The 3,368-nt window shown below is 69.4% G+C and carries 3 protein-coding genes; all 3 read left to right on the plus strand.

What is annotated here, in order from left to right:
* The first annotated feature begins 136 nt into the window (after nt 1-136).
* From ACWGIC_RS44780 to fahA, 3 genes are read left to right on the plus strand one after another with little or no spacing between them, the layout of a single operon-like run.
* Nucleotides 137-1,336 (plus strand): cupin domain-containing protein, encoded by a 1,200-nt coding sequence (locus ACWGIC_RS44780; RefSeq protein WP_452082039.1) that lies wholly within the window; start codon nt 137-139, stop codon nt 1,334-1,336.
* The gene (locus tag ACWGIC_RS44785; RefSeq protein WP_452082041.1) at nt 1,303-2,160 is read left to right on the plus strand and encodes a hypothetical protein; all 858 of its coding nucleotides are present in this window, start codon (nt 1,303-1,305) and stop codon (nt 2,158-2,160) included. The genes ACWGIC_RS44780 and ACWGIC_RS44785 overlap by 34 nt, the downstream gene beginning before the upstream one ends.
* Nucleotides 2,157-3,326 carry a fumarylacetoacetase gene (gene fahA / locus ACWGIC_RS44790; protein WP_452082040.1) on the plus strand — a complete coding sequence of 390 codons (1,170 nt, stop codon included), beginning with the start codon at nt 2,157-2,159 and terminating at the stop codon, nt 3,324-3,326. The genes ACWGIC_RS44785 and fahA overlap by 4 nt, the downstream gene beginning before the upstream one ends.
* Nucleotides 3,327-3,368 lie beyond the last annotated feature (42 nt).

The following is a 3,368-nucleotide window of genomic DNA, read 5'->3' on the forward strand; positions in this document are numbered from 1 at the left end:
GATCCTTGTGGGAATCTGATTCCCTCAAGGAGCCCTTCACGGACAGCCGCCAGCCCCTTCCCCTGGCGCGACGGGGGGACTACGCTGGCCACAAAGTAGTACATACTTTAATCACTTCGCGCCGAGGAGGCGACCCATGGCCTACTACCGCAGCGCGGGCAGCATCCCGCCTAAGCGGCACACCCAGCACCGCACGCCCGAAGGCGGGCTCTATTCCGAGGAGCTGATGGGCGAGGAGGGCTTCTCCTCCGACTCTTCGCTGCTGTACCACCGCGGCATCCCGTCCGCGATCGTGGACGCGACGCCGTGGGAACTGCCGGACCAGACGCTCACCGAGAACCGGCCGCTCAAGCCGCTGCACCTCAAGCTGCACATGCTGTTCCCGGGCGAAGAATGGAAGAGCGCGGACGTCGTCAACAACCGCCGGCTCGTGCTCGGCAACGGCGACGTGCGGATCTCCTACGTCGCCGCCGGCGAGGCTTCTCCGTTGTACCGCAACGCGATCGGCGACGAATGCGTGTACGTCGAGTCCGGCGAAGCGGTCGTCGAGACGGTGTTCGGCGCGCTGCCCGCCCGCACCGGCGACTACGTGATCCTCCCCCGCGCCACGACGCACCGCTGGGTGCCGAAGGGCCCGGAACCGTTGCGCGCCTACGTGATCGAGGCGAACTCGCACATCGCACCGCCGAAGCGCTACCTGTCGCGCTACGGCCAGCTGCTGGAGCACGCGCCGTACTGCGAGCGCGACCTGCACGGCCCGGCCGAACCGCTGGTCGTCGAGGGCACCGACGTCGAGGTGCTGGTGAAGCACCGCGGCTCGCGCGGCGTCGTCGGCACGCGCTACGTGTACCCGACGCACCCGTTCGACGTGGTCGGCTGGGACGGCTGCCTGTACCCGTACACGTTCAACATCTCCGATTTCGAGCCCATCACCGGCCGCGTGCACCAGCCGCCGCCCGTGCACCAGGTGTTCGAGGGCAACAACTTCGTCATCTGCAACTTCGTGCCGCGCAAGGTCGATTACCACCCGCTGTCGATCCCGGTGCCGTACTACCATTCCAATGTGGACTCCGACGAGGTGATGTTCTACTGCGGCGGGAACTACGAGGCACGCAAGGGCTCCGGCATCGGCCAGGGCTCGATCAGCCTGCACCCCGGCGGGCACAGCCACGGCCCGCAGCCGGGCGCGGTGGAACGCTCGATCGGCGCGGAGTTCTTCGACGAGCTGGCCGTCATGGTCGACACGTTCCGCCCGCTGGAAATCGGCGAGGGCGGCCACGCGAGCGACGACCCCGGCTACGCCTGGACCTGGGCAGGACGGGGACCGCAGTCGTGACCGAAGCACTGACCCGAGGTCTGCTGGACGACGCGGCGGTCTTCCCGCCCGGCCTCGCCCCGCTGCCGGACGCCGTCGCCGCGCACGACCGGCACACCGCTTCCTCGTACGCCGCGATGGTCGGCCCGCTGGTCGTCGCCGCGTCCGGTTTGGCGGAGCTGGCCGAAGTTGTCGCGGGCCGGGAAACCCCGTTGCCGCTCACCGTGACGCTGCCCGCCGGCCCGGCCGGGATCGCCGACGTGCTCGAGGCCGTCGACGGCCTGCCGGTGTCGGTCGAATCGCTGGAAATCGCGGTGCCGCAAGGAATGACCGTCGCCGAGTTTCTGTCCGCAGTGGACGGTTGCCCGGTCCCGGTCGCCGTGGAAATCCCGCGCGACGAACGCCGGGTTCCGTTGCTGCAAGCGCTTTCCGGCACCCCTCACAAGGCGAAGTTCCGCACCGGCGGCACATCCGCCGAGTATTACCCGGACGAAGCCGAACTCGCCGCCGCGATCCGCGCGACCGTCGAGGCGGGCGTGCCGTTCAAGGCGACCGCGGGACTGCACCACGCGATCCGCAACACCGACCCCACCACGGGTTTCGAACAACACGGATTCCTCAATCTCCTTCTCGCCGCCGAGGCAGTCGACCGCGGTGCCGGAGACGAGGAAGTCGTTGCCCTGCTTGCCGAACGCGACAGCGCTGTGGTCGCCGACCGCGTCCGCGCGCTGGCTCCGGAACGCCTCGCCGCGGCCCGGGCGCGGTTCACTTCGTTCGGCACCTGCAGCATCACCGACCCGCTCACCGAACTGACAGACCTAGGCCTGATCGGAGCCCCCGCATGACCGTGCTCGACATTCCCGCCGGCTCCCCCTTCGGCGTCGAAAACCTGCCGTACGGCATTTTCTCGGCAGACGGCGGCAGTCCCCGGGTGGGCGTGCGCGTGGGCGAGCACGTGCTGGACCTGTCGATCGCCTTGGGCGACGCGGTCTTCGCCGAACCGACGCTCAACGCCTTCATGGCGCAGGGCTACGACCGCTCGGTCGAGGTCCGCGCGCGACTGCAGTCGCTGGTGACCGGCGAAGTGCCCGCCGAAGCGGTGCACGCGGTCGGCGACGTCAAGCTGCACCTGCCCGTCGACGTCGCCGATTACGTGGACTTCTACGCCTCGGAACACCACGCGTCGAACGTCGGCCGGCTGTTCCGCCCGGACGCGGAACCGTTGCTGCCCAACTGGAAACACCTCCCGGTCGGCTACCACGGCCGCTCCGGCACCGTCTACGTGTCCGGCACCGACGTGGTGCGCCCGAGCGGCCAGCGCAAGGGCGAGGACGGTCCGGTGTTCGGCCCGAGCACCCGCCTGGACATCGAGGCGGAACTGGGCTTCATCGTCGGGGCGGGCACTCCCGCCAACACCCCGATCTCGCCAGACGACTTCCCTCGCCACGTTTTCGGCGCGGTCCTGCTGAACGACTGGTCCGCCCGCGACATCCAGGCCTGGGAGTACGTGCCGCTGGGCCCGAACCTGGGCAAGAGCTTCGCCACGTCGATCTCGCCGTGGGTGGTCCCGGTGCTGGCGCTGGCCGACGCCCGGGTCCCGCTGCCCGGCCAGACCTCGCCGGAACCCCTGCCCTACCTGCGGGAAACGTCCCCGTGGGGCTTGGACGTCAACCTGGTCGTGGAGTGGAACGGCCAGGAAGTCGCCCGCCCGCCGTACCGCGAGATGTACTGGTCGCCCGCCCAGATGCTGGCCCACCTGACCGTCAACGGCGCCTCCGCCCGCACCGGCGACCTCTACGGATCCGGCACGATCTCCGGAGCGGAACCGTCCGAACGCGGCTCGTTCCTGGAACTCTCCTGGGGCGGCCGGGACCCCCTGACCGTCAACGGCGAAACCCGGACCTTCCTGCAAGACGGCGACGAGGTCGTCATCACCGGCGCCGCCACCACCAGCAGCGGCGCGAAACTGGGCTTCGGCGAAGTCCGGGGCCGCATCCTCCCCGCTCAGTAGCCCGCCGAAAGTCCGTGAAGGGCTCCTTGAGGGAATCTGATT

It is taken from the genome of Amycolatopsis sp. NPDC054798, from assembly GCF_053611505.1.

Coding starts and splice junctions, on each gene's coding strand:
- ACWGIC_RS44780 (WP_452082039.1), top strand. CDS start 137: ATGGCCTACTACCGCAGCGCGGGCAGCATCCCGCCTAAGCGGCACACC.
- fahA (WP_452082040.1), top strand. CDS start 2,157: ATGACCGTGCTCGACATTCCCGCCGGCTCCCCCTTCGGCGTCGAAAAC.